The sequence below is a fragment of the Thalassotalea sp. ND16A genome (assembly GCF_000764205.1).
Classification (GTDB): domain Bacteria; phylum Pseudomonadota; class Gammaproteobacteria; order Enterobacterales; family Alteromonadaceae; genus Thalassotalea_A.
In genome coordinates this window covers 22448-47813 of sequence record NZ_JQDZ01000097.1, presented here as the reverse complement: position 1 = coordinate 47813, position 25366 = coordinate 22448, and the positions used below count along the sequence as shown (strand labels likewise).

The 25366-nt window shown below is 43.3% G+C and carries 24 protein-coding genes; 18 read left to right on the top strand and 6 right to left on the bottom strand.

Annotation, left to right across the window (positions count from 1 at the left end; genetic code table 11):
* Positions 1-19: 19 nt before the first annotated feature.
* Positions 20-1000: a TMAO reductase system periplasmic protein TorT gene (torT, locus tag ND16A_RS05355; protein ID WP_235282175.1), complete on the top strand. Its 981-nt coding sequence runs from the start codon at positions 20-22 to the stop codon at positions 998-1000.
* A gap of 12 nt (positions 1001-1012) precedes the next feature.
* Here the strand turns inward: torT and torR are convergent, their stop codons facing one another.
* Positions 1013-1744 (bottom strand): two-component system response regulator TorR, encoded by a 732-nt coding sequence (gene torR, locus ND16A_RS05360; RefSeq protein WP_033078424.1) that lies wholly within the window; start codon positions 1742-1744, stop codon positions 1013-1015.
* 165 nt (positions 1745-1909) lie between these two features.
* On the opposite strand from torR, the gene ND16A_RS05365 reads away from it, so the two are divergent.
* From ND16A_RS05365 to torD, 5 genes are all read left to right on the top strand, one after another.
* Positions 1910-2659 carry a TorF family putative porin gene (locus ND16A_RS05365; RefSeq protein ID WP_033078423.1) on the top strand — a complete coding sequence of 250 codons (750 nt, stop codon included), beginning with the start codon at positions 1910-1912 and terminating at the stop codon, positions 2657-2659.
* Positions 2660-3097: 438 nt separating this feature from the next.
* Complete coding sequence (locus ND16A_RS05370; RefSeq protein WP_235282173.1) at positions 3098-3265, top strand: periplasmic nitrate reductase, NapE protein; 168 nt, start codon at positions 3098-3100, stop codon at positions 3263-3265.
* A 40-nt stretch (positions 3266-3305) separates the two neighbouring features.
* Positions 3306-4484 carry a pentaheme c-type cytochrome TorC gene (gene torC / locus ND16A_RS05375; RefSeq protein ID WP_033078421.1) on the top strand — a complete coding sequence of 393 codons (1179 nt, stop codon included), beginning with the start codon at positions 3306-3308 and terminating at the stop codon, positions 4482-4484.
* A 15-nt stretch (positions 4485-4499) separates the two neighbouring features.
* On the top strand, positions 4500-6992 hold the full coding sequence (torA, locus tag ND16A_RS05380) for a trimethylamine-N-oxide reductase TorA (RefSeq protein WP_033078420.1): 2493 nt from the start codon (positions 4500-4502) through the stop codon (positions 6990-6992).
* Positions 6989-7612, top strand: coding sequence for a molecular chaperone TorD (gene torD / locus ND16A_RS05385; RefSeq protein WP_033078419.1), 624 nt, complete (start codon positions 6989-6991; stop codon positions 7610-7612). Before torA ends, torD begins: the two co-directional genes overlap by 4 nt.
* A gap of 54 nt (positions 7613-7666) precedes the next feature.
* Here the strand turns inward: torD and ND16A_RS05390 are convergent, their stop codons facing one another.
* On the bottom strand, positions 7667-8407 hold the full coding sequence (locus tag ND16A_RS05390) for an SIR2 family NAD-dependent protein deacylase (RefSeq protein ID WP_033078443.1): 741 nt from the start codon (positions 8405-8407) through the stop codon (positions 7667-7669).
* A 165-nt stretch (positions 8408-8572) separates the two neighbouring features.
* Here ND16A_RS05390 and ND16A_RS05395 point away from each other — a divergent pair, with 165 nt between their 5' ends.
* Complete coding sequence (locus ND16A_RS05395; RefSeq protein ID WP_033078418.1) at positions 8573-9145, top strand: tRNA-(ms[2]io[6]A)-hydroxylase; 573 nt, start codon at positions 8573-8575, stop codon at positions 9143-9145.
* Between the two features lie 50 nt (positions 9146-9195).
* Here ND16A_RS05395 and ND16A_RS05400 read toward each other — a convergent pair whose 3' ends face one another.
* From ND16A_RS05400 to ND16A_RS05415, 4 genes are read right to left on the bottom strand one after another with little or no spacing between them, the layout of a single operon-like run.
* On the bottom strand, positions 9196-10392 hold the full coding sequence (locus ND16A_RS05400; RefSeq protein ID WP_033078417.1) for an ABC transporter permease: 1197 nt from the start codon (positions 10390-10392) through the stop codon (positions 9196-9198).
* A gap of 1 nt (position 10393) precedes the next feature.
* On the bottom strand, positions 10394-11602 hold the full coding sequence (locus ND16A_RS05405) for an ABC transporter permease (protein WP_033078416.1): 1209 nt from the start codon (positions 11600-11602) through the stop codon (positions 10394-10396).
* Positions 11592-12311: an ABC transporter ATP-binding protein gene (locus tag ND16A_RS05410; protein WP_152593899.1), complete on the bottom strand. Its 720-nt coding sequence runs from the start codon at positions 12309-12311 to the stop codon at positions 11592-11594. The genes ND16A_RS05405 and ND16A_RS05410 overlap by 11 nt, the downstream gene beginning before the upstream one ends.
* 5 nt (positions 12312-12316) lie before the next feature.
* Positions 12317-13447: an efflux RND transporter periplasmic adaptor subunit gene (locus ND16A_RS05415; protein ID WP_033078415.1), complete on the bottom strand. Its 1131-nt coding sequence runs from the start codon at positions 13445-13447 to the stop codon at positions 12317-12319.
* A gap of 290 nt (positions 13448-13737) precedes the next feature.
* Here ND16A_RS05415 and ND16A_RS05420 point away from each other — a divergent pair, with 290 nt between their 5' ends.
* The 11 genes from ND16A_RS05420 (at position 13738) to lpxD (ending at position 25329) form a co-directional block, all read left to right on the top strand.
* On the top strand, positions 13738-13974 hold the full coding sequence (locus tag ND16A_RS05420; RefSeq protein ID WP_033078414.1) for a hypothetical protein: 237 nt from the start codon (positions 13738-13740) through the stop codon (positions 13972-13974).
* A 139-nt stretch (positions 13975-14113) separates the two neighbouring features.
* The gene (locus ND16A_RS05425; protein WP_033078413.1) at positions 14114-15196 is read left to right on the top strand and encodes a phospholipase A; all 1083 of its coding nucleotides are present in this window, start codon (positions 14114-14116) and stop codon (positions 15194-15196) included.
* A gap of 262 nt (positions 15197-15458) precedes the next feature.
* Complete coding sequence (pyrH, locus tag ND16A_RS05430) at positions 15459-16199, top strand: UMP kinase (RefSeq protein WP_033078412.1); 741 nt, start codon at positions 15459-15461, stop codon at positions 16197-16199.
* A 72-nt stretch (positions 16200-16271) separates the two neighbouring features.
* Complete coding sequence (gene frr / locus ND16A_RS05435) at positions 16272-16829, top strand: ribosome recycling factor (protein WP_033078411.1); 558 nt, start codon at positions 16272-16274, stop codon at positions 16827-16829.
* 105 nt (positions 16830-16934) lie between these two features.
* Complete coding sequence (locus ND16A_RS05440; protein WP_052073203.1) at positions 16935-17687, top strand: isoprenyl transferase; 753 nt, start codon at positions 16935-16937, stop codon at positions 17685-17687.
* 12 nt (positions 17688-17699) lie between these two features.
* The gene (locus tag ND16A_RS05445) at positions 17700-18566 is read left to right on the top strand and encodes a phosphatidate cytidylyltransferase (RefSeq protein WP_033078410.1); all 867 of its coding nucleotides are present in this window, start codon (positions 17700-17702) and stop codon (positions 18564-18566) included.
* Between the two features lie 10 nt (positions 18567-18576).
* On the top strand, positions 18577-19782 hold the full coding sequence (gene ispC / locus ND16A_RS05450; protein ID WP_033078409.1) for a 1-deoxy-D-xylulose-5-phosphate reductoisomerase: 1206 nt from the start codon (positions 18577-18579) through the stop codon (positions 19780-19782).
* Position 19783: 1 nt separating this feature from the next.
* Positions 19784-21151, top strand: coding sequence for a sigma E protease regulator RseP (gene rseP / locus ND16A_RS05455; RefSeq protein ID WP_033078408.1), 1368 nt, complete (start codon positions 19784-19786; stop codon positions 21149-21151).
* A 52-nt stretch (positions 21152-21203) separates the two neighbouring features.
* Positions 21204-23669 carry an outer membrane protein assembly factor BamA gene (gene bamA, locus ND16A_RS05460; RefSeq protein ID WP_033078407.1) on the top strand — a complete coding sequence of 822 codons (2466 nt, stop codon included), beginning with the start codon at positions 21204-21206 and terminating at the stop codon, positions 23667-23669.
* 89 nt (positions 23670-23758) lie between these two features.
* Complete coding sequence (locus tag ND16A_RS05465) at positions 23759-24277, top strand: OmpH family outer membrane protein (RefSeq protein ID WP_033078406.1); 519 nt, start codon at positions 23759-23761, stop codon at positions 24275-24277.
* Between the two features lie 8 nt (positions 24278-24285).
* Positions 24286-25329, top strand: a complete 1044-nt coding sequence (gene lpxD, locus ND16A_RS05470) for a UDP-3-O-(3-hydroxymyristoyl)glucosamine N-acyltransferase (RefSeq protein ID WP_033078405.1) — start codon at positions 24286-24288, stop codon at positions 25327-25329.
* The last annotated feature ends 37 nt before the right edge of the window (positions 25330-25366 follow it).

The window sequence follows — 25366 nt, the reverse complement described above, 5'->3', positions numbered from 1 at the left end:
TTATAAGGGAGAATTGTTGGTGAAATTTTTGTACTTGCTACTATCTTTACTTGTTAGTCTGCCTGTTTGGGCTGCAGATGTCGATGCGAAAAAATTGCCACGCCTTTGTGCCGTGTATCCACACCTTAAAGACTCTTACTGGCTTAGCATTAATTTTGGCATGTCTGAGCGAGCAAAACAAAGGGCTATTGAATTAAAAGTGCTGGAAGCCGGGGGCTATCAAAATGCTCAGGAGCAATGGCGGCAAATTGAGCTATGTCTCGATTGGCAGGCGGATGCCATTTTAGTTGGGGCGGTATATTATGAAAAGCTCAGTCAAAAACTCGAAACGCTAAACGACAACACACCTTTATTTGCTCTGGTAAATGAAGTATCAACGGTCAGTTTAACCGCCAGAACGGGTGTGTCATGGTATCAAATGGGGGCGAAATTAGGTGAGTTTCTTGCCCGTAAGCACCCAAAAACAACGGCAGAACATAAAGTTAAACTGGCTTGGTTTCCTGGACCAAAGCAAGGTGGAGGCAGCCGACAAGCTACGCTCGGCTTACAGGATTCGTTGGAAAATAGTGATGTGCAACTGGTTGCAATAAAGTATGGGCTCAATGAAAAAATTCGTCAGTTTTCACTGCTAAGTAGCACCTTGGCTGAATATAAAAGTCTGGATTATTTGGCTGGTAATGCGGTAATGGCCGAAATGGCGATCGCGGAAGTTGCGCATTTGCCTATAGCGACAAGGCCGAAAATTTTAAGTCATTATTTAAGTCACGGGGTATATCGTGGTATTCGACGCGGAAAAATTTTAATGGCCAATTCGGATCAAATGGTATTGCAAGGTAAAATGGCCATAGATCAGGCTGTGGATTATTTATTGAACAAAAAAATCAGCCCTGATCAGGCGCCTAAAATATTGTCGCTAACCAGGGAAACCCTTGAGCAATTTCCGACCGCACTATCGCTATCGCCGAGTTACTTTAAACCTGTTTATAGCATTAAGCCCTAGGGTCAACAGACCCTAGCTCAAGTTGGCCGCAAACAAATACCCTTCACCGTGTATGGTAATAAAGTATTCAGGATTTTTAGGGTCGGTTTCTATTTTATTGCGTAGTCGGCGCACCAACACATCTATGGTACGGTCATTCGGAGCTTCTACCCGATGATCGATCAAATTTAATAACCGGTCCCGAGTTAACACTCTTCCCGGATGGGCAATAAAGGCGACCAACATCTCGTATTCTGCTTTGGTGAGTTTCATTTGTTCATTGTTCTGGCAAAGCTTACGTCTGGGGATGTCAAAACTCCACGAACCAAAGCGAAATAAGTCGTCATCTTCCTCTTCTTCAATGGCATGATTTATACTTTCTTCTTTCTGCTCAGTTAAAGACATACGCCATAACAAGTTTCTCACTCGCACCAACAATTCACGCAAGTTAAAGGGTTTAGTGACATAATCGTCGGCGCCCATTTCCAAGCCAACAATTTTGTCTATATCATCGGTTCGGCCAGTAACCAAAATAATCCCTATGCTCGATTGACTGCGCAAGGTTCTGGTGATCATCAAGCCATCCTCATCGGGCAAATTAATGTCTAGCATGACAAGGTTAATGTCATTATTCGCCAATACCACGAGCATCTCTGCTTTGCTGGCAGCTTCACTTACCTGATAGCCTTCATGTTGAAAATAACCAACAAGCTTAGTGCGAGTTAATTCTTCATCTTCGACGACCAAAATATGCTTATCTTTCAATTTTAATTTCCTACTCTGTAGTCACTCAGCGATTAGTAACCCAGTTATGTCACATTTTTATACATTGTGTTCACTTGTTACTGCAATGCTGTTCACATCTGCTTAATACAATAGCCCAGTAGATAATTTTTGAACTGATTTATATCAACCTTGGAGTATTAACTAATGAATGCAGTCAACAACTTACTCGTTGCTTCAATTGTACTATCAACTTCGTTTGTGGCAAGTGCTGAACAAACACCGGAGAAACTTTTTAATGGCAGTTTCAGTGGCTCGTTAGAAATTGCCAGCGATTATGTGTTTCGTGGTGAGTCAGAAGTTGCCGATGGAGAGATCCCTGCGGTTAAAGGCAGCTTTACCTGGACTCACGATAGTGGTACCTATGCCGGCTTATATAGTGCCACCAATAAGTTTGAGTCAACCCCAGATATTTATGCGGTAGTTGCACCTTATATCGGAAAATTTGGTAGCTTTGGTGATAGTGGTTTTACCTATAACGCTTTTGTTTTCCATTACACCTACCCGGGTGTGAAAGACATGGATTACACCGAGTTATGGATGAAAGTGGCAAAAGATTTCGATGGTGTAAAAGTGGAATTAGAAGTCACCCCAACCTTAAACGACTGGTTTGGCGTGGATGGTTGGAGTGGCGTTAACTATGCAGTTCATCCAAGCATGAGCTTTGCCAATGATGTTACGCTTTCAGGCTCTGTTGGCTATCAAGAGCTAAGCGGTGATGGCGCAGAAGGCTGGACTCACTGGAATTTAGGGGTAAGTAAAATCTTTTATGGCTTAACTTTAGACTTACGTTATCACGATACCGATGTTGACTCCTCTCACAAAGTTTATGGCGATGAGCAGGGGCGAAAAATATTCGATCAACGCTTTGTTTTTGCAGTCCGTAAAAGCTTTTAAATCGTGGTAGAAAAGTAGTTGTAGAAAAATCAATCAAGCCAATAGGCATTTTTCCCGAGATGCCAAAGGGTAACCTGAAAAAAGGTTACCCTTTTTTTTGCACAGGGATGTGCTTATACCCGGCAGGCAGGAAGCCCTTTGAGGGGGATTGTTTTTAGCATCTAGCAACTAGCTACTGGCCACGGGCTGTGTATTTGATGAATTCACCTATCGTGTAACAATAACAAGTCTGCCTGAAGCCCGAAGCTCTTAGCTCGAAGCAAGAAGCGTTTATACCCGGCAGGCTGGAAGCCTTTATAGGGGTATTCTGTTCATATCTTTTCACAATTTGTTAAATCATGTTCACAGCCACAGCCAACCTTATTCACATTAACTATTTACACTTCAATCATCAAAAAAGTTTCGGCATTAATGCTAATAAAGGTAAGGAGTTTTGAGGTGAAGACAAAACAAGCGGAACAAAAACAGAAAACAAGAACCGGCGAACTAAGAGCATTAGGTTTGATTATCGTCGTGTTATTTCCAGTGTTAAGTGTATTTGGCATCGGTGCTTATGGCCTGGTGATTTGGGTAATTCAGGCCTTCGGTGGCGTTGTTAGCCACTAAGTTGGCAGCAGTTTAATAAAACAAGAATGAGGAAGCGAAAATGAGATGGCTTAAAAACCTCTGGCTAACACTTAACCGGCCGGCAACATTTTTAACCCTGGGAACTATCAGTTTAGCCGGGTTTATTATGGGGGTTGTTTTTTGGGGCGGTTTTAATACTGCAATCGAGGCGACCAATACGGAAGAATTTTGTATTAGTTGTCACAGCATGGAAAGCAAACCGTATCAAGAGCTACAAAAAACCGTGCATTGGTCAAATCACTCAGGGGTGCGAGCAACGTGTCCTGATTGTCACGTGCCACACAGTTGGGGCCGTAAAATTGCTCGCAAAATGGAAGCCTCGAGTGACGTTTGGGGCTGGTTTTTCCAAACCGTGAATACTGATGCAAAATTTGAAAGCAAACGCATGGAAATGGCATCAAGGGAATGGGCCCGCTTTGACCGGGATGATTCTCTGGCCTGTAAAGGTTGCCATGACTACGACTCAATGAAGTGGGATAGCATGTCCAAGCTCGCGCAAAAACAGATGAAACGAGCGGCAGAGAATGATCAAAGTTGCGTCGATTGTCATAAGGGCATTGCTCATACGTTACCCGATATGGGCACAGCCAGGGCGCCAGAGTTAATTGCCGAAGTGGGGACAGGTCCTAATTCGTTTAATCTACAGCAAGATTACTATAGTGCCTTAACCAAACCGTTATATTTTAGCGAGAACGGTGATGTTGAAGCCGGTACCTTAAATGTGGCAACTAAGGTGAAAGTTCTGGAAAGCACAGACCGCAGAGTCAAGATTGCGATTTCAGGCTGGCGTAAGAAAATTGGCGCGGGTCGGGTGATTTACTACGATTTTGGCATCAATATGCTGACCGCACAATTGTCAAAGGATGCGGCGAAAACGGATGGCATTATCAATGGCTTTGAAGAGAAAGAAGACGACATGACTGGGCTTAAATGGCAACGCGTTGAAACACAACTTTGGACCGATGCCGAATATTTAATTGCCGAGCAGCAACCATTATGGGATTACGCCAGAGATACCTTTAGATCTAGCTGTAGTGTTTGTCATACCCAGCCGGATGAGGCTCATTTTGATGCCAACACCTGGCCAGGTATGTTCCAGGGGATGATTGCTTTTGTCAATATGGATCAAGATACGCAAGCATTAGTTCAAAAATACTTACAACAACATTCATCAACGTTTGTTAAAAAAGAACATTAATAGGAGCCTGACATCATGAAGAGAAGAGATTTTTTAAAGGGCATGTTGGCAACATCATTTACCGTTATCAGCAGCGCTTCAATACTAACGCCATTAACGGCTCTGGCTAAAGCTGGGGCAAAAAACCGTGACGACTGGTTAACCACTGGATCTCATTTTGGTGCCTTCAAGGTTAAGCGTAAAAATGGCGTTATTGATCAGGTAAAACCGTTCGATTTGGATAAATACCCAACGGACATGATCAACGGCGTACGTGGCCTGGTGTATAACCCGTCACGTGTTCGATACCCTATGGTGCGTTTAGACTTTCTGTTAAAAGGCCATCAAAGTGATACCACACAGCGTGGAGATTTTCGCTTTGTTCGGGTGACTTGGGATAAAGCTTTAACCTTGTTTAAAGAATCGTTGGATCAAGTGCAAACTAAATACGGACCATCGGGTTTACATGCCGGACAAACCGGCTGGCGGGCAACTGGGCAATTACATTCCAGTACCAGTCATATGCAAAGAGCGGTAGGCATGCATGGTAATTTTGTTAAAAAAATAGGTGATTATTCCACCGGGGCCGGGCAAACGATACTGCCATATATTTTAGGCTCTACTGAAGTCTATGCGCAAGGCACTTCATGGCCACTGATTTTGGATAATGCCAACACAATTATACTGTGGGCCAATGATCCGTTTAAAAACTTGCAGGTTGGCTGGAACGCGGAAACCCATGAAAGCTATGAGTATTTAGCGCAGTTAAAAGAAAAAGTGAAACAGGGGAAAATCCGTGTCATTAGTATCGACCCTGTGGCATCAAAAACGCAAGACTATTTAGCTTGTGAAAAAATTTACATTAACCCACAAACCGACGTTGCTCTGATGCTGGCAATTGCTCATGAATTCTATATTAATGATCTGCATGATAAAGCGTTCATTGAAGGTTATAGCTTAGGCTTTGAACAATTTGTACCGTATTTAACCGGTGCCAATGACGGTATTGCAAAAACCGTCGAATGGGCTGAAAAAATAACGGCAGTGCCAGCCGATGTGATCCGTTCTTTAGCGAAAACAATGGTGGCAGGGCGCACCCAAATGCTGATGGGTTGGTGCATACAACGACAACAGCACGGTGAACAACCTTACTGGATGGCTGCAGTATTAGCGACAATGATTGGCCAAATTGGCTTGCCAGGTGGCGGTATCAGTTATGGTCATCATTACTCGAGTATTGGCGTTCCTTCTTCTGGCGCGGCAGCTCCCGGAGCGTTTCCAAGAAATCTCGATGAGGGTCAAAAACCGATTTTTGACAACCATGACTTTAAAGGCGCAAGCAGCACCATTCCGGTTGCTCGTTGGGTTGACGCTATTTTAGAACCGGGCAAAGTGATTGACGCTAATGGCGACAAAGTCACTTATCCGGACATTAAAATGATGGTATTTTCGGGTAATAACCCATGGAATCATCATCAAGACAGAAACCGGATGAAAACCGCATTTCAAAAACTCGAATGTGTGGTTACCGTCGACATTAACTGGACGGCGACATGCCGTTTCTCAGACATCGTATTGCCAGCATGTACCACGTTGGAACGCAATGATATTGATGTTTATGGCAGTTATGCCAATCGTGGTTTGTTGGCGATGCAAAAGATGGTTGAGCCATTATTTGATAGCTTGTCGGATTATGAAATATTCAGCCGTTTCGCCCGCATATTAGGCAAAGAAAAACAATACACTCGCGGCATGACCGAGCTTGATTGGCTGAAGCAGCTTTATGATGAGTGCAAAGGCGCCAACGAAGGCAAATTTCCAATGCCTGATTTCGAACAGTTTTGGCGCGATGGTTATGTTCACTTTGGCGAAGGTGAGCTTTGGACTCGTCACGCTGATTTTAGAGAGGATCCTGAAATTAACCCGTTAGGCACACCGTCGGGAATGATTGAGATCTTTAGTCGTAAAATTGACCGTTACCAATACGATGATTGTAAAGGCCACCCAATATGGATGGAAAAAACGGAACGTAGCCATGGCGGACCTGGCTCCGATAAGCACCCTGTTTGGATGCAATCTTGTCATCCTGATAAACGCCTGCATTCACAAATGTGTGAATCAGAACAATATCGAAATACTTACACAGTGAATGGCCGGGAGCCGGTTTACCTGAATCCCGGGGATGCAAAACAACGTGGTATTAACAACGGCGATATCGTTCGGGTGTTTAACGACAGGGGGCAATTGCTTGCTGGCGCTGTACTCTCAGAGAATTACCCGAAAGGCGTGATCCGTATTCACGAAGGCGCCTGGTATGGTCCGGTGGGAGAAGATGGCAGTAAAGAGGGCGGTGCGAAAGTGGGGGCTTTGTGTAGTTATGGCGATCCAAATACGCTAACTCAAGACTTAGGTTCTTCGAAACTTGCGCAAGCATGTTCTGCTTACACATGTTTGGTCGATTATGAAAAATTTCGCGGTAAGGTACCAGAGGTGAGCTCTTTCTCCGGTCCGGTAGAGGTGACAATATGAACTCAATAAATTCAGCCAGAGCGATGTTTTATGGCTTGTTGTCATCGTTGTTTGCTAAGGAAGTTGAGCGCGACCTCCTTAGTGAGTTAATGTCTGAGCAAGGGCAGGTGTTTTTACAACATCTTGCTAATGAGGACAGTTTTCAGCCCCATATTGGCGTGCTAAATGACAAGCTGAAGTCACTATCAAGCGAACGTGACCTGTTAGAACTCGCGGCAGATTTCTGTGGTTTATTTTTAGTGTCTGGTAAGCATAGCGCATCGCCTTATGCCGGGCAGTACCTGGAGAAAGACAGTGCAGAATTGTTTGGTGAGTACCACCAGAGTATGGTGAACTTTTTGACTGAGCATGAAATGCAGTTACATAGCGACTTTCCTGAGCCGGCCGATCATATTGCTGTCATTTTCGCCTATTTAAGTTATTTGTGTAGTAATGCGAGTAGGGCAGAGCAGTTGAGTTTTATTGACAACTATTTGTTAACCTGGGTAGAAAGCTTTGCCCAGCAAGTGCAACAACATGATCAACAAGGCTTCTATAGCGCGTTGGCATCGTTAAGCCGTGCCTGGTTAGAATTTGACCGAGAAAATTTAGTCAACGAAAACGCTGACAATGCTGAGTAATAGCAATCTGCTTAAGCCCTCAGTTGGCTATAGACTTATGCTGGTGGTATAAGCTCAAGATTGAGTCCTATACGGAATGGTATTGATGTAATCACTCGCTTTCATTTTATGATAAGTTACTTGGCTGTAAGGTAATTCAATCGGGTTTGGGTCGACAATTTCAATCGGAATACGATTGTTAATGCCGGCCCTTAACGCCATTTGAGTGATGTTGACACTGAACGAAGTACCGATAAACACCATTTTTTCCGCCGCCATCATTCTATTTTTCGCCTCAGTAATGCGATACAAGTCAGTATAAAACTCATCAAACAGCAATACATAAGGTTTATATGATTGATTAATCACCGGGGTTTGGCTGTGCTTGCTGATTTGGAAAATATCTAATAACGACTCGGTTAAATTGCTTTCATCAACGTCATCCCATGGCGTTTGCATGGTGTCTACTTCATCGCCTTGGTGGTGAAACAGGGTCATTTGATCAAGGCGGCCGTGGATCGCAATATAGTTCTCATTGCCCGCTTTACCGTCTAAACCGTCAATGTTTTGGGTGATCAAATTCTTGTTGTTTAACCAGCCATGCACATCATTAGGCCCATGGTTTCGGTAGGTGGCGAAGCGGTGATAATACCAGGATAAAAATTCCACCGGATTGTTTTCATACATCGCTCTGGTGGCCATTTCCATCGGGGTATAGTTTTTGCTGCCTATGGTCCAAAAGCCGTCTTCACCGCGAAATGTTGGAATACCACTTTCGCTGCTGACGCCTGCGCCGGTGATATAAAGTGTGTTCATATCTGCTCTGGTTTCGTTGCTGGGACTTTTCATATTGAATTCAACACAATGCTATGCGCTCAGTTAAATTAAGGGAATTACCCTTGCTGCGATGTTTCACTATAACCAAGCTAAAATTCGGTGTAAAATAAGCAAAATTTTTTATTAGCGTAATGTTATATCCTGATGTTTGAACTAAAATACCACACTCCAATTGAATGGGCACATGTTTGTCTGGAAGACTTTGACTCATTCTTACAAGACCACGCCGCCGCCGAAAAGAAAGCGTCGGGCATGGCGATGTCTATGCTGTCTCATTACCAGGACCGACAGAAACTGGTGCGGGCAATGACCGACTTGGCACTGGAAGAGCTGATCCATTTCAAGCAAGTGTTAAAGCTGATGACCCAACGCGGTGTGATCTTGGCCAATGATGAAAAAGATCCCTATATCAACGAGATCCGAAAAATGTTCCGTCACTCACGCGATGGCAAATTTCTTGACCGTATGTTGATAGCCGGCGTAATTGAGGCCCGCGGTTATGAGCGTTTTTCTTTAATTGCACAAGCATTACCGGCAGGCAAAGATAAAAAGTTTTATGACGATATTGCCAAATCGGAAGAAAAGCATAAAAATTTATTTGTTGAACTGGCGCTGGAATATTTTGACGAAGCGGAAGTTTATGCCCGTTTAGAAGAAATTCTCATTGAAGAAGCGCGAATCTGTGAGAGTTTGCCATTTAGGGCGGCGTTGCACTAATTTAGTTGACCTTGGAAAAACGAACACGAGACTGAAGTCTCGGCAACCGTTTATTCGGCTCTTAATGCGTCTATTGGTGTCAGCCGGGACGCATTTCTTGCCGGATAAATACCGGCGATTAAGCCGATCAACGCCGATACCAATAACGCGCCAATTAATACCATAATATTAATATCGACCGGCACTGTTGGCAGAGCTAATTTAGCCAACAACATTAAGCTAAACACCAGTAAATAGCCAATAAAGCCACTCACTACGGCCAAGCAAACTGCTTCGGTTAAAAACAAGCGTTTTACCTGATTTTCCGAAAAACCTAACGCCCGTAACAAACCAATTTCTGCGGTTCGTTCGGTTACTGTTATGGTCATAATGGTAGCAATGCCGACCGAACCAACCAGTAATGAAATCATTCCCAAAGCCGATCCTGCCATTTTGATGATGGATAAAATCTTATCCATACTGCTGAGCATATCGTCTTGGGTAATAATGGTAAAATCTTCAAGGCCATGGCGATTAATCAGTTTCGGCTTGATTTGTGCCACCACTTCGCTCGCGGTTAAACCGGGCTGATAAAAAATATCAAGCTCCATCAGACTGTTACGATTAAATAACTGCAATGCCGTAGCGGCAGGAATATACACCACATCATCGAGATCTTGCCCCATAAACTGGCCTTTTTGTGCTAATACGCCAATCACTTTAAAGCGCTGGCTGCCGACATGAATAAATTTGCCAAGCGCAATAGAGTTGCCAAACAGCTCTTGTTTTAACGTTGCCCCGAGCACGGCAAAACTTCGTGGTGATTTTAAATCATCGTTGGGTAAAAACTTACCTTGCGCAACATCAAGTTTCCAGGCTTTGTCGGCGTGGCTGTTGACGCCAATAATGTCTATATAGCGTGCGCGGTTATGCGCTTTTACTTTCGCGTTACCAGCGACTACCGGTACCACAAAGTTAATATGTTTTTGCTTATTTAAATACACGCCGTCGGCCAAAGTTAATGGTCGCACCGTTTTTAATAATCCGCCCATACCAAACGTTTCTGTTTTGCCGGGTGTTATGGCAATGATATTAGAGCCAAATTGAGTAAATTCTTGCAGTACGTACATGCGTAAACTTTCGCCAATCGAGTTCATCAATACTACCGCGGCCATGCCGGTAGCAAAGCCGGCAATGGTTAAACCTGCACGCAGCTTTTGTGACATTAATGAAGTTTTGACCCAAATGAGCAAATCGTTAAAACCCATATCAATTTCCCCTCAGTGCTAATACCGGATCATGTTTAGCAGCATGCGCGGCTGGCAACCAGGAAAATAACAAACCAATGGCCAATGCCACAACGATGCTGGCAAGCGTCGCCCACCAGGGGATAGATACCGGAAAAACCGGCCAAATGATTGCCGCCAAGGCGGTCAAGCCATATCCTAAAATTAAGCCGGTTAACACACCTAAACTCACTAATAACAAGGCCTCGGTTAGAAAGATCAGTCGGATCTCTTTGGCCGTGGCTCCGAGTGCTTTTAATAGTCCAATTTCTTCTTTTCGCCGCGACACCGAGACAAAGCTAACGTTCATGATCAAGAAGCCGGCGACGACCAGACTAATTGCCGCAATAGCACCAATACTGGCAGTAACCAGAGTCAGTATTTTGTTGAATGCATTCATTAATGAGTTTTGCGTTAAAATGGTGATGTCATCTTCACCTTCATGGCGTTTTTTAATTAATGCTCGAAGTTTGTCTTCGGTATACTGCTCGGTGTTTGCGTGTTTTAGCTCAAGCAATACCCGAAACAGAGCTGGGGAATTAAATAAACTTTCGGCAGAGCGGATAGGTATTATTGCCATTTGGCGCATATCTAACCCCATCGACTCGCCACGCTCTTGCAGGACACCAATCACCCGAAAACGCTGTCCGGAAAAGCGTAGCCATTGGCCAACCGCGGCTTGGTTACCAAATAACTCTTGTTTTATGGTGGCGCCTAATACACAAACCGGCTTGGCCAAATCGCTGGCTTTGCTGTTAAAAATTTTGCCTTTACTTAAGTTGAGTTTGCGCACGGCAAAAATCTCTTTTGAACTGCCCAAAGTAATAACCTCTCGGCTTTTGCCTTGGTAACTCAACAATGAGGTACCAGCGATAATTGGCGCTATGGCTTTTACTGTGCTGATTTTTTTCATCGCGATAGCATCTTCAATGGTTAAATCTCGCGGCGTGGAACCGTAAACTGGCACCGAGCCGCCACCGGTGGTTTCTTTTTTGCCGGGTAACACCACCATGATTTCACTGCCTAATTGGGAAAATTCTTTTTCGATAAACAAGCGTGCACCTTCGCCTAAACTGGTTAACAGCAATACGGAAGTGACGCCTATGGCGACGGCAATGAGCAACAATACGGTACGCAATTTATGTCGGATCAGTGCCTGCCAACTGTATTGCCAGTTATCCTCAAAGCGCATCTTGTTGTTGCCTTGATTGTTGCGTTTGTTGTGTGTCCTCAGTGATTTCACCATCAACCATGGTCAATTGTCGTGGCGCTCGTTTGGCTAATTGCTGATCATGGGTCACCATAATTAAGGTAATGCCTTGCCGATTCAATTCTTCGAGCAGTTCAACCACTTCTCTACCTGACTTTTGATCAAGGTTGCCGGTGGGTTCATCGGCCAGCAAAATTTGTGGCTCCAGCACCATAGCCCTGGCGATAGCCACCCGTTGCATTTGCCCTCCGGATAGTTGCTTGGGTAAATGATCGGCGCGCTCAGCTATGCCCAGGCGGCGGAATACCTGTTGCACTTTAGCTCGTCTTTGTTTGCGAGCCATACCCGCTAACATTAACGGTAATTCTGCATTTTCCGCCGCGCTGAGTCGTGGGATCAAATGAAAATTTTGAAAAATAAATCCGATATGAGCACGGCGCAACGCGGCTCGTTGCTCTTCATTAATGGTTAATGTTGCTTGCTGTTTGAGCAGGTACTCGCCATTATCGGCCCGGTCAAGCAAGCCAATCATATTGAGCAGTGTCGACTTTCCTGAACCTGACGGCCCCATAATCGCCAGATAATCCCCTTGTTTTATTTGCAAGTTGATGTCTTTTAATACCTGCAATGGTTGTTCACCAACTATGTAGGTTTTGTTCAGGTGCTGTATATCTATTAATGCAGAGTTCAAATTCGTCAGCCTTTATTGCTCGTCGCCAAGACTCCAGGCTTAACCCCGGCTAAACCGACCGAGCTTATCACTTTATCGGTTAATGTAAGGCCCGTGCGAATTTCACTGTATTGCCAATTGCTTAAGCCGATAGTAACGGCCTGTTTAGTGATGATATTTTCACTATTTAGCAGCAGCACGTATTCGTCATTGATGATCAAATCGCTATTAAGGCGCAGTATATTCTCTTTACTGGCTAAAATGACCTCTACATCGGCACTGTAACCGGCGAGTAAATGTGGATTTCTATGTTCCGTTAAATCCACTTCTACGGTCACGGTACGTGCCTGTTTTTCGAAATCCTGCACATACGGAGAAACCCGGCGCAAGCGGCCGATAATTGCTTCATGGCGAAACGCATCCAGGCTGATGCGCACCAATTGTCCCGGGGTTAACAACGCCGCATCTACTTCATCAATTGGGGCACTGATATAGTGGCAATCATGGGTGAGCATATCAATGGCAGGTGGTGTCGGCACTCCTGGTGGTGACGGCATAGTATATTCACCCACTTCGCCAGTAATTTCGGCAATGGTGCCGCTAAACGGGGCATGCATATAAGTTTGTTCAATATTGGCGGCGATGGTGTTAACCATAGCTTGCTTGGCATCGACTTCCGCTGAGGCTGCTTCACAACTGGCTTGAAAGGCTTCGGCGTTGGCTAATGCCGAATCCAGTCTTTCTTGCGAGGTTAATTTCTGCGTTAACAGCGATTGTTGTCTGGTTGCGTCTTTCTCGGCGTTGCCGGCAACGATGCAGGCTCGTTGCCGGTTTTTTTGGCTGGCTGAAAACAGCGCTTTAACTTCAGCAAGTTTGGCTTTTCTGTCTTTGTTCCACAATGACAGTAACAATTGACCTTGTTCAACCAGCTGACCTTCTTTCACGTTTATCTGTTCAATCTGGCCACCAATAGGCAACGACATTCGCGCTCTTTGACAAGCGGTTACTGTGCCTGCACGAGTATTGGCAACCGTTGCTTCCACCAAGCCCATTTCGGCATAGACAATATCAACCTGGAGTGGCTGCTCTTGATTCAACCACCAAATTCCGCCACAGAGTATGGCTAATGCCAATAGCCACTTAAACCATTTCGCCATTTACGTTCCTTAATTATTACTATCACAATCTTAGTTTAGCTATTAAATAACAACAACTTAATGGGGGGAAATAAAAGCAACTGGCTACGAGCTACTAGCAGATGGTGTTTGCTGCAGGTGATATTGAAATTAACGCTATCTGCCCGAAGCCCGTAGCCCGTAGCCCGCAGCCCGTAGCCCGCAGCCAATTTCTGTCACTTTTGATCATTATTGCTCATCGCATTGTCACTTTATCGCCGTGTTATTTCGCTAAGCTGTACTATGATTACGACTAGTCAGTAGGGAGAGCAATGATGGTGCAAGTAAATAAAATGGTCAGTGAATTAAGAAGAATAAATGGCAATAAGAGTTTTGAACAAATCGTTGATTTTAACTTGTTTAGCAATGAGCAAATTTGCCAGCAGGCGATTGCTGGTAATAAACCCTTCATTGTAGAATTGCTGCGCAGAGGAGAAGTGTGTGAAATGGAAGGGGATTATTTAATTGCCAACCAGTTATATAAAACATTTGCGCAAGGTTTTATTTAAACGTTAATTTTTGAGTTCGCCTATATTTCTTCTTAAACTTTGCTATGATCAATGTTGATAACAATAAATTTATCTTTACTTTACTTGGTCTTACGCAATAAACGGCAAGTGGTAAAGATTCCAAGGGAGCCGTAATCGTATGTATATAGAAAAGCATTCAGTTGTTAAAGTCACGCTGTTTTGTTTGGCATTGCTACCTTTAACATTGGTAAGTGCTGAGGAAAGTGAGATATCCGTAGTCGTGAAAAGCGTTGAGCAAGCCGAGAAAGATGCTAAAACTCAAGCCTGTTTAGCTGAAAAGCTTAATGAAGTTGGCGGTGAAGTGATAGTTTCACAAATTCGTCAAGAATGCGATGTAGAAGTTAACGGCCCAAGAGATACTTCAACCGCTGGCGCTATTTCTAAGCGTTTTATCAGTGAACAAAAAACTGAGTTCAACCCTTATGTGATCACTCCACATAAGATGAATTACATTTTGCCGATTTCGGTATCCGATAACATAAACCGTAAAGTATATTCCGAACAAGCTCCAGACTCTGGATGGGCTGAAAATATTGAAGATCATGAAGCAAAATATCAATTAAGTATCAAAGTGCCGTTAAATTACGATGACATGTTTTTTGAAGGTGATTCGCTTTATTTTGGTATGACCCTGCAGTCATGGTGGCAGATATATTCGGATGGAATTTCGAAACCGTTTCGAGAAACCAATTACCAGCCTGAATTTTTTTATCTGACCGGACTTGATTGGCACCCGTACGAGGGCAATACCGGGATTGCGTTGGGTATTGAACATCAATCTAATGGCCGTTCAACGGCGATTTCACGCAGTTGGAATCGAGTTTACATGAACTTTTTGTTTGAAAAGGGGGATTTTGCTTTTTCATTAAAACCTTGGTATCGCTTAGATGAAGATGAAAAAGAAATTATGGAAGATGGCTCCATAGATCCGGAAGGCGATGATAACCCAGACATTCATGAATATATGGGGTATTTTCAAGGTGGCATAGTCTATCAGTATGACACTCTGGAATTCTCACTGGGTTTTCGACAAAACTTTGCTACTCATAAGGGCGCTGCTGAGATAGGAATCACCTTCCCATTGTGGGGACGATTACGTGGCTATGTTCAAGGCTTTACCGGTTACGGTGAATCGTTAATTGACTATAACTATAACCAAAGTCGCATAGGTGTGGGCATAGCATTAACGGATATATTGTAATATCAAACCTCGAAACCAATAAAAAGGCCGCTATTGCGGCCTTTATTGATTTCGAGGTTTGATATTATTTGCATTAATCTTGCTGGGTGAGTAGATTAATGAGCTAATTGGTATTAAAATAGCCGCGGAATCAATTTGCCCTTGTGCCATTGATTTTCAGGCTATTTTTTATACATTTTTGGGCGGTTTTACTCGTATTAGGCTTAATACGTAGGGTTGCCGAAATAAGTATCGTCACAGTTATCACAGGATTGTTTATTTTATGAGCATCAACACCAAAACAAATTATCGTCGTATTTTATTAAAGCTAAGTGGTGAAGCCCTAATGGGCAATGAAGGCTTTGGTATTGATCCAAAAATCCTCGAACGTATGGCCCAGGAAATTAAAGAATTAATTGAAATGGGTGTCCAGGTTGGCCTTGTGATCGGTGGTGGTAACTTATTCCGTGGCGCAGGTTTAGCCGAAGCTGGAATGAACCGCGTTGTCGGCGATCAAATGGGCATGCTGGCCACAGTGATGAATGGTTTAGCCATGCGTGATGCCTTGCATCGTGCCTTTGTTAATGCGCGCTTGATGTCAGCTATCGACTTAACCGGAGTGTGCGACAGCTACAATTGGGCAGAAGCGATTAGTTTATTGAAATCTGGCCGAGTGGTAATTTTCTCTGCTGGCACCGGTAACCCATTCTTTACTACCGATTCAGCTGCCTGTTTACGTGGTATAGAAATAGAAGCCGACGCGGTTTTTAAAGGTACCAAAGTAGACGGTATTTATTCGGCCGATCCGGTAACCAACCCTGATGCCGAGTTATACTCAACATTGTCCTATGACACCGTGCTTGAGAAAGAATTAAAAGTAATGGATTTAGCTGCATTCACTCTGGCAAGAGACCATTCAATGCCAATTCGTGTATTTAACATGAATAAAGAAGGTGCGTTGAAATCGATTATTTTAGGGTCACAAGAGGGCACTCTGATCGACCACGAAGAAAATTTTAAATAATTTATAATTAACAATCCAAATGCTCTATCGCTGATTAAGGGGTGGGCACAGAAGTTAAAAAGGAAATAGATTTTGATTAACGAAATTAAAAATGATGCCAAAACCCGTATGGGCAAAAGTATTGATGCGTTAAAAGTACAATTAAATAAAATAAGAACGGGTCGTGCTCATTCATCATTGTTAGATAACATCACGGTAGAGTACTACGGTGTAGATTCGCCACTAAACCAGGTGGGTAGTGTTTCAACTCCTGATGCGCGTACTATTGCGATCACGGTTTTTGATAAAACCATGATCAGCGCCGTAGAAAAAGCCATTATGAAATCTGATTTGGGTTTAAATCCGTCATCGCAAGGTACGTTAATTCGTATTCCTTTACCGCCGCTTACGGAAGAACGTCGTCGTGATTTAGTGAAAGTTGTTGGTGGTGAAATTGAAGGTGGTAAAGTTGCCATCCGTAATATTCGCCGAGATGCTAACTCAGACATTAAGTCGTTAAACAAAGACAAAGACATTAGTGATGATGAAGCACGTGGTGCAGAAGATGATATTCAGAAAATTACTAATGAATACATTAAGCAGGCGGATGAGTTAGCAGCTGCCAAAGAAAAAGAACTAATGGAAATCTAATACCGGTATTGGTATTGTTTTCTATTGCTAAAGCCGTATCCACTTGCGTTTAATTTTACAACTAAATTTTAGCGTGGTTACGGCCTTTTAATACATGGATTTTATGTGACAACTATTGATACTGAAAATAGTGAGAATATACCCTTGCCACAGCATGTGGCGATTATCATGGATGGTAATGGGCGTTGGGCTCAATTGCAAGGTAAAGGCCGGGTAGCTGGTCATCGTGCTGGCGTAGAGTCGGTACGCGCTTGTGTGAGCGGTGCCCGTGAATTAGGCGTAAAAGCATTGACTCTTTTTGCATTTAGCAGTGAAAACTGGCTACGTCCGCAAGATGAAGTGAATGTATTAATGGATTTATTTATGTTTGTTTTAACCCGTGAGGTGAAAAAACTGCATAAAAATAATATTCGTTTTCAACTGATTGGTGATAAATCTCGCTTTTCAAAAAAATTACAACAAAAAATCGTTGATGCAGAGCAACTAACTAAAAACAATGATGCCATGGTGTTATCGGTCGCTGCCAATTATGGTGGCCGCTGGGATATTAGCCAGGCAACACAAAAAATCGCTCAGCTGGCCGTAGACGGCGACATCAATGTTGCAGACATTGATGAGCATATGCTCAACAATCATATTAATTTATCGCATTTACCTGATCTTGATTTATTGATCAGAACTGGCGGAGATTATCGCATTAGCAACTTTCTGCTTTGGCAAGCAGCGTATGCGGAATTCTTCTTTACCGAGATGTTATGGCCTGACTTTAACAAGAGTGCATTTATCGATGCATTAGCGATGTATTCCAATAGGGAACGTCGTTTTGGCAAAACCGGTGAACAGGTAAAAGCAAAATAAAAGGATTCACGTTTGTTAAAACAACGTATTTTAACGGCACTCATATTGGCACCGCTTGCCATTGCCGCAATCTTCTTTTTGTCTCTGCCAAATCTGGCAGCAGCATTACTCGTGGTACTCGCTATTGGTGCCTGGGAGTGGGGGCCATTAATGGGCTTTGACACTAAAGCCCGTCGTTTGGGTTTTGTTAGTGCCTTAATTCTCTGCATTTTAGCGCTGTGGAAGTATATCCCACCACAAGAATTATGGACGTTAACCGGCAGCATAAATCCGCTTGCCTTGAATGTATTATATGTTTCGGCTATGTGGTGGGTATTTGCGCTCTTTATGATCTTTAAATATCCGCAATTCTCTGCTTTTTGGCGCAGCCATCGTAGTATTCGTGGTTTATTTGGCATTTTAACCTTAGCGCCAACCTGGTTAGCATTTTTAATCTTGCGTGCCAATGGTCAATTAATGAATGAATTCCATGGCACCTACTTATTATTGTTGCTGTTTGCTTTTGTCTGGAGTGCCGATATTGGTGCTTATTTTGCAGGCAAACGCTTTGGCAAAAATAAATTAATGCCAAATGTTAGCCCGGGTAAAACCATAGAAGGCTTTATTGGCGGCAACATTGCTGCGGCTTTAGTTGCAATAATTGCCGGTTTAATCTTTGCCTGGTCGGCACAACAAATATTGATGGCAGTTGGCTTAGCGTTGGTGATTAGCACCGTATCGGTAATTGGTGATTTGACCGAAAGTATGTTTAAACGCCAAGCCGGTGTTAAAGATAGTGGAACAATATTACCTGGTCATGGCGGCATTCTTGACAGAATCGATAGCTTAACCGCTACGGCACCAGTATTTGCTCTGTTTTTTGTATTATTTGGCTGGTAGGTAGCAACACATGCAAAACTTATGTGTGTTAGGAGCCACAGGCTCCATTGGTATTAGCACCCTGGATGTGGTGCAGCGCCATCGAGATAAATATAACGTAGTTAGCTTGTCGGCGAATAAAAGTGTGGCTGAAATGCATCGTTTGTGCGTTGAGTTTATGCCTGAAACTGCGGTAATGGTGGATGAATATGCCGCCGAACAATTAAAATTACGATTACTCAAAGACGATATCCATAGCATCGAAGTGCTTGCCGGCAAGCAAGCGCTAATTGAGCTTGCCAGTAGCGATAACATCGATATTGTGATGGCTGCCATTGTTGGCGCATCGGGGTTATTACCAACATTGGCGGCGGTACATGCCAATAAAAAAGTATTACTTGCCAACAAAGAAGCGCTGGTCACTTCCGGACAAATTTTTATCGATGCCTTGCATCAATCAAATGCCCAGTTGTTGCCTATTGATAGTGAACACAACGCCATTTTTCAATGTTTGCCTGGCAATATGCAAACCGCTATTGGCAGAGCCGATATCAACGATTCAGGTATTAGCAAAATTTTACTCACCGGCTCTGGCGGGCCGTTTCGTCAATACCCATTGGAGCAGTTTGACAGCATCACTCCTGAGCAAGCTTGCGCCCACCCCAATTGGGATATGGGGCGTAAAATATCGGTAGACTCGGCGACCATGATGAATAAAGGTCTGGAATTTATTGAAGCCAAATGGCTGTTTAACTTAGATGCTGACAATATCCAGGTAGTTTTGCACCCACAAAGTACGATTCATTCGATGGTACAATACAAAGATGGCTCTGTGATCGCCCAAATGGGCAATCCAGATATGCGCACGCCGATAGCACATGCTCTGGCCTATCCTGAGCGTATTGATTCCGGTGTTGAGCCTTTCGATTTTTTCAAATGTAAAGATTTTCAATTTGGCCAGGCCGACTTTGCCCGTTATCCAAATTTAAAACTGGCCATAGATGCCTGTAAAGCAGGCCAGGGCGCTTGTACGGCGCTAAATGCGGCAAACGAAGTGGCAGTCGCTGCATTTTTAAATTGCGACATCCTTTTTACCGATATTAGCAAGGTAAATGAAGCGGTTATGATGGCTTTTAGCGATGTAGAAATTGTTGACATTGATGCGGTGCTTGCCCTGGATAAACAAGCTCGAAATTTGGCTGAGCAACAAGTGTTGACTATTAAAGGTAAGTTATAACATGTTAGAGTTTTTGTGGAATTTGGGCTCTTTTGTCGTCGCCCTTGGCTTATTGGTTACGGTACATGAATACGGCCATTTTTGGGTGGCGAGAAAATGCGGCATCAGAGTTGAAAAGTTTTCCATTGGCTTTGGCAAAACCTTATGGCGTAAATATGACAAGCAGGGCACGGAATACGTCGTTGCGTTAATCCCATTGGGTGGCTATGTTAAAATGCTGGATGAGCGGGTTGATGAAGTCGCTGAACAAGACAAGCAATTTGCGTTTAACAATAAATCTGTGTATCAACGTATTGCCGTAGTCGCGGCCGGCCCTCTCGCCAACTTTATTTTTGCCATCGTTGCTTTTTATCTGATGTTCTTAATTGGCTCTACCACCTTAAAACCGATTATTGGCAGTATCGATCACGATTCGATTGCGGCCCAGGCACAGTTAGCCGAAAACAGCCAGATTGTCGCCATCAACGACATGGACGTGGAAAATTGGCAAGACGTAAATATGGCGCTGGCGGCGCAAATTGGCGAAGCAAAAATCACCATTGCTACCCGTGCGCTTGATAGCACTTATGTCTCGAACAAGCAGCTTGATACCACTAACTGGCACTATGAACCGAGCAAAACTTCGGCAATGCACAGTCTGGGTATAGTACCATTTACGCCAAAAAAGAAAATTAACATCAGTGAATTAACCCCTGATGCTGCCGGTGAATTGGCCGGGTTGCAAGTGGGTGATGAAATAATCTCGGTAAATGGCATTAATTTAGTTGGCAATTGGCAGCCTTTTGTTGATATTATTCAACAAAATCCGAACAAGTCAGTGACTATAGAGCTGGCGCGAGATGGAAAAAAACAAGAAATTGAACTGTTGGTGGGAACTCGCCAACAAAACGATGGTCGTAATACTGGGTTCATTGGGGTCGCAGGGCAACAAACGTATATCGAGCCTTGGCCTGACAGCCACAAACAGGATGTGTCTTTCGGCCCGATTGCGGCAATAGGAAAGGCAGTTGACAGTACTTGGAACTTAGTCGAGCTGAGTTTTAACATGATCGGTAAGTTAGTCACTGGTCTGGTAAGTGTGGAAAATTTAAGTGGGCCTATCTCAATTGCGCAAGGCGCAGGAACTAGTGCAGGCATTGGCCTGGCACCATTCTTGTACTTTTTAGCGTTAATCAGTGTAAATTTAGGCATAATTAACCTTTTACCACTGCCAATACTTGATGGTGGTCACTTACTCTATTATGTTATAGAGCTTTTGACTGGAAAGCCGGTACCAGAGAAATTTCAGGAAGTTGGATTTAAAATTGGAGCACTAATTTTATTATCGTTAATGAGCATCGCTATTTTTAACGATTTTTCCCGGCTCTAAATGACTATCCGTAAAGTGATAGCAAAAAATATTAGAAAAGTTGACGAATAACATGACAATAAAAAAACTCGCCTTAGCAATTTTATTAGGCAGCATTGGTTGTAACGCACAGGCAGCTGATGAGTTTGTAGTAGACGATATTCAAATCAAAGGTCTGCAAAGGGTAGCACTTGGTGCTGCACTGACTCACATACCTATTAGGGTTGGTGATGAGCTGACTGATTTTCGTATTTCACAATCGATAAAGTCTCTTTATGCTTCCGGCCACTTTCACAACATTAAAGTGTTTCGTGACGGCAATAAAATCGTCTTTCGGGTAAAAGAACGCGAGACCATCAGCGATATTACCTTTGAAGGTAATGACGACATTAAGGATGAACAACTGCAAGAGTCCCTTGATGGCAGTAATATTCGTATCGGTGAAACTCTCGATCGTTCAGTCTTAACCGGAATTGAATCGGGTCTTGAAGATTTCTACCACAGTGTCGGTAAATACAACGCCACGGTATCGACGAAAATTACTCATTTGCCGCGTAACCGGATCAACCTTACTTTTGATTTTGATGAAGGCGATGCTGCCGCCATCGAACAAATTAATATTGTTGGTAACGAACTATTCAGTGATGCGCAATTACTGGACAAAATAGAACTTACCTACGACTCGCCGTGGTGGGATTTCATGGCGCAAGACCGTTACCAAAAACAAACCCTGCAAGGGGATATGGAAACGATCGAAAGTTATTACCTCGACCGAGGTTACTTACGTTTCGCCGTAGATTCTACGCAAGTGTCGATGACGCCAGATAAAGAAGGGGTATACATCACCTTAAACGTGACGGAAGGTGAAACATACAAAGTAAGTGAAGTGGAATTCATTGGCGATATGGCCGGTTATGAAGGTACTATCAAAGCCATCACGCCGATCCAAAATGATGAGTTATACAATGGTGCGGAAGTTACCTACACCGAAGATTTGATCAGCAAATTTCTCGGCCGTTTTGGTTATGCCTATCCGAAAGTACAAACCATTCCAGAAATCAACGATGAAGACAAAACCGTTAAGTTGATTATTAAGGTTGATCCAGGCAAACGGGTTTACGTCAATCGTCTTAATTTCAATGGTAACGATGTTACCTCTGAAGAAGTTTTGCGCCGGGAAATGCGCCAAATGGAAGGGGCCTGGTTATCGAACAACTGGTTAGAAGCCTCGAAAATGCGGGTGCAACGATTACCCTATTTTGAATCTGTTGAATTTGAAACCACACAGCTTCCAGGTGAAGAAGATCTGGTTGATGTTGACTTTACGGTAAAAGAGCAGCCTTCGGGGTCATTTACTGCTGGTGTTGGTTACGGTTCATACTCGGGTTTAAGTTTAAACGCCGGTATTCAGCAAAATAATTTCTTAGGTACGGGCAATCGATTGGCATTTCAGATAAACACGATGAAATATTCACAAAGTGCCAATTTATCCTACACCAATCCCTACTTTACCATTGATGCCATTTCTCTTGGCGGCAACGTTTTCTACAGCGAATTTGACGCCGGTAAAGCCAATTTAGAAAATTATAATAACACCACTTATGGTGTTGGCATAAACATGGGCTTTCCGATTAATGAATATGTGCGTTTAAATCTTGGTGTCGGCTATAAAAATTCCGACATTTCAAATTTGCAAACTTATGAGCAAATAAAACAGTTTTACGAAGTGTTTAAAGACCCGGACAATCCGGATAAAAAATTAAATTTTGAAACCTATGATCTGAATGCGACGTTATCACGGGTAACATTAAACCGTGGTACCTTCCCTACTGCAGGTTCATCGCAGGTGATTTCCGGTAAAGTTACCGCTCCGGAAATATCGGATGTACAGTATTTTAAAGTAAAATATGATTCAAAATATTACTTCCCGATATCACGAGATCATAGCTGGACCTTCCTCGCTCGTTTTGAGGCTGGTTACGGCAATGGTTATGGTGATGTTCGTGGCAATGATCAATTATTACCGTTCTGGGAAAACTACCGTGCTGGTGGTTCTGGCACGCTACGTGGTTTTGAAAACAATACCGTAGGCCCGCGCGCAATTTATCGCAGACCCGATGTAAGCCCCGGTGTGCCTGGCGATGGTGGTGAAGTAAGTCCGCCAGATCAAGATGCGGTTGAAGTATCTGAACGCAGTGTTGGTGGTAATGCCATGATGCTAGGCGGTATAGAGCTAATCGTTCCGACGCCATTTTTAGATGAAAGCTATAGCAACAGTGTGCGTACCAGCTTCTTCGTCGATGCCGGAAACGTTTGGGATACGGAATTTAGCCTATCGGATTATGAGGCAATCAATCCGATTGAATTTCAGGAAATAGATGATTACTCTGATCCGATGCGAATTAGGGTATCAACCGGTTTATCGATACAGTGGTTATCACCAATGGGACCTATGGTATTTAACTTTGCCAAGCGCCTGGAAAGTGAAGAAGGTGATGATACTGAATTCTTCAGTTTCAATATTGGTAAAACATTCTAACTTTCAATATATCGAAAATTTAGAACAAATTTAATAATAAAGTAGGGGCGGTGCCGCTACACCAACAGGTTACACTTAGGAGAAAAAAGTTGAACAAATTAATCAAATCAATTGCTTTTACAGCCGCGGCTTCAAGCATGTTATTCGCCGGCAACTCATTAGCTGCAGATCAAAAAATAGGCATTGTAAACGTGCAGCAGGTGATCAGCCAGCTGCCACAAATGGCCGACGTTCAACAAACCATCAGCACAGAGTTTAAAGAGCAAATTGATGGTCTGAAAAAACTTGAAGGTGATATCAAATATAAAATTGAAAAACGTCAACGTGACGAAGCCATTTTAAGTAAAAAAGAAATTGAAGCCCTTGAAGCTGAAATCAATACACTTCGTCAGGAATATGCGGGTAAAGCTCAACCATTACAACAAGCATTGAAACGTCGTGAGCAAGAAGAGCAGCAGAAAATCTTACAATTGGTAAAAGAAGCGGTGGATAACGTCGCTGAAAAAGAAGGCTACGATTTAGTCATTCAACAATCAGCGGTTGCTTTTTCAAAGCCAGATCACGATATTTCGTCTATGGTTGTTGAACTAGCGTCAAAAACTAAATAAGCAGAGATATGATTTCTTTAGGTGATTTAGCGAAAAAGCTGGGTGGCAGTGTAAACGGTGATGAAGATTGTCAAATTTCTTCGTTAGCGACTCTTACCGATGCTAAACCCGGGCAAATTGCATTTTTAGCAAATGCAAAGTATAGACCGCATCTAGAAACCACCGAAGCCAGTGCCGTCATCGTTTCGCAGGCAAGTGCCAAGTATTGTCAGACCAATGCGCTAATTTTAAAAAATCCCTACTTGGGGTTTGCATTGGTTGCACAATTACTGGATACCACGCCGAAAGCATCGAATGGAATTGCCGATAGTGCGGTGATTGCAAGTGATGCCAGCATCGGCAACAACGTCAGCATCGGCGCAAATAGTGTGATCGAAAATGGTGTTATATTAAGCGATAACGTGACCATTGGCGCAAACTGTTTCATCGGCAAAAATGCTGTGATCAAAGCGGGTACCCAGCTTTGGTCAAACGTCAGCATTTATCATAATGTAGAAATTGGCAAAAACTGCCTGGTGCAAGCGAACACTGTGATTGGCAGTGATGGTTTCGGCTACGCCAACGATCAAGGCCGGTGGGTGAAAATTCCACAATTAGGCTCAGTGATCATTGGTAACAATGTTGAAGTTGGTGCATGTACTACAATTGATCGTGGTGCATTAGAAAATACCATAATTGCCGATAACGTTATTCTCGACAATCAAATTCAAATTGCTCATAACGTCCAAATTGGTTCTGGTACCGCCATGGCTGCCTGTAGCGTCATCGCGGGCAGCTCGGTTATCGGTAAAAATTGTACCATTGCCGGACTGGTAGGCATCAATGGTCACATAAACGTTACCGATGGTTGTGTTTTCACCGGTATGAGTATGGTTACCAAAGCAGTAAAAGAGCCAGGTGTTTACTCTTCTGGAATGCCGATATTGCCAAATAAAGAGTGGCGAAAAAACGCTTCTCGTTATAAACATTTAGATGCCATGCATAAAAAAATGGCCGAGCTGGAAAAATCGCTTGCACAGCTGCAAGACGAAATAGATTCCGGCAAATCATAAAATTACCAATATATGGGCGCTTAGCGCTCATCGTTGC

Excerpts from the sequence above, each read along its gene's own strand:
- ND16A_RS05365 (WP_033078423.1), top strand. The coding sequence starts at position 1,910 with ATGAATGCAGTCAACAACTTACTCGTTGCTTCAATTGTACTATCAACT.
- torC (WP_033078421.1), top strand. The coding sequence starts at position 3,306 with ATGAGATGGCTTAAAAACCTCTGGCTAACACTTAACCGGCCGGCAACA.
- torA (WP_033078420.1), top strand. The coding sequence starts at position 4,500 with ATGAAGAGAAGAGATTTTTTAAAGGGCATGTTGGCAACATCATTTACC.
- torD (WP_033078419.1), top strand. The coding sequence starts at position 6,989 with ATGAACTCAATAAATTCAGCCAGAGCGATGTTTTATGGCTTGTTGTCA.
- ND16A_RS05390 (WP_033078443.1), bottom strand. The coding sequence starts at position 8,407 with ATGAACACACTTTATATCACCGGCGCAGGCGTCAGCAGCGAAAGTGGT.
- ND16A_RS05395 (WP_033078418.1), top strand. The coding sequence starts at position 8,573 with ATGTTTGAACTAAAATACCACACTCCAATTGAATGGGCACATGTTTGT.
- ND16A_RS05400 (WP_033078417.1), bottom strand. The coding sequence starts at position 10,392 with ATGGGTTTTAACGATTTGCTCATTTGGGTCAAAACTTCATTAATGTCA.
- ND16A_RS05405 (WP_033078416.1), bottom strand. The coding sequence starts at position 11,602 with ATGCGCTTTGAGGATAACTGGCAATACAGTTGGCAGGCACTGATCCGA.
- ND16A_RS05415 (WP_033078415.1), bottom strand. The coding sequence starts at position 13,447 with ATGGCGAAATGGTTTAAGTGGCTATTGGCATTAGCCATACTCTGTGGC.
- ND16A_RS05420 (WP_033078414.1), top strand. The coding sequence starts at position 13,738 with ATGATGGTGCAAGTAAATAAAATGGTCAGTGAATTAAGAAGAATAAAT.
- ND16A_RS05425 (WP_033078413.1), top strand. The coding sequence starts at position 14,114 with ATGTATATAGAAAAGCATTCAGTTGTTAAAGTCACGCTGTTTTGTTTG.
- pyrH (WP_033078412.1), top strand. The coding sequence starts at position 15,459 with ATGAGCATCAACACCAAAACAAATTATCGTCGTATTTTATTAAAGCTA.
- ispC (WP_033078409.1), top strand. The coding sequence starts at position 18,577 with ATGCAAAACTTATGTGTGTTAGGAGCCACAGGCTCCATTGGTATTAGC.
- rseP (WP_033078408.1), top strand. The coding sequence starts at position 19,784 with ATGTTAGAGTTTTTGTGGAATTTGGGCTCTTTTGTCGTCGCCCTTGGC.
- bamA (WP_033078407.1), top strand. The coding sequence starts at position 21,204 with ATGACAATAAAAAAACTCGCCTTAGCAATTTTATTAGGCAGCATTGGT.
- lpxD (WP_033078405.1), top strand. The coding sequence starts at position 24,286 with ATGATTTCTTTAGGTGATTTAGCGAAAAAGCTGGGTGGCAGTGTAAAC.